The sequence below is a fragment of the Streptomyces zinciresistens K42 genome (assembly GCF_000225525.1).
Classification (GTDB): domain Bacteria; phylum Actinomycetota; class Actinomycetes; order Streptomycetales; family Streptomycetaceae; genus Streptomyces; species Streptomyces zinciresistens.
The window spans coordinates 1-459 of the sequence record NZ_AGBF01000491.1; the positions used below are offsets into that span (position 1 = coordinate 1).

General features: G+C 71.2%; 1 protein-coding gene. It reads left to right on the plus strand.

Features of this window, described 5'->3' with window-relative positions; translation table 11 throughout:
• On the plus strand, positions 1–459 hold a 459-nt coding region (locus tag SZN_RS37355; protein ID WP_007506654.1), incomplete at both ends, for an ABC transporter ATP-binding protein.

Here is a 459-nt window from a genome sequence, read left to right on the forward strand (position 1 = left end):
TCTCGCTCGACGTCGCCCCCGGCGAGTTCGTCACCCTCCTCGGGGCCTCCGGGTGCGGCAAGTCCACCCTGCTCAACCTGGTCGCCGGACTGGACCGGCCGACCTCGGGCGCCATCACCACCGACGGCCGCCCGGCGCTGATGTTCCAGGAACACGCCCTGTTCCCCTGGCTGACCGCGGGCAAGAACATCGAACTCGCCCTGAAACTCAGGGGCGTCACCAAGAACGAGCGCCGCCCCCGCGCCGAGGAACTCCTCGCACTCGTCCGCCTCGACGGCGCGTACGGCAAACGCGTCCACGAACTGTCCGGCGGCATGCGCCAGCGCGTCGCCCTGGCCCGCGCCCTCGCCCAGGACAGCCGCCTCCTCCTCATGGACGAACCCTTCGCCGCCCTCGACGCCATCACCCGCGACGTCCTGCACGACGAACTCACCCGCATCTGGCGCGAGACCCGCCTCT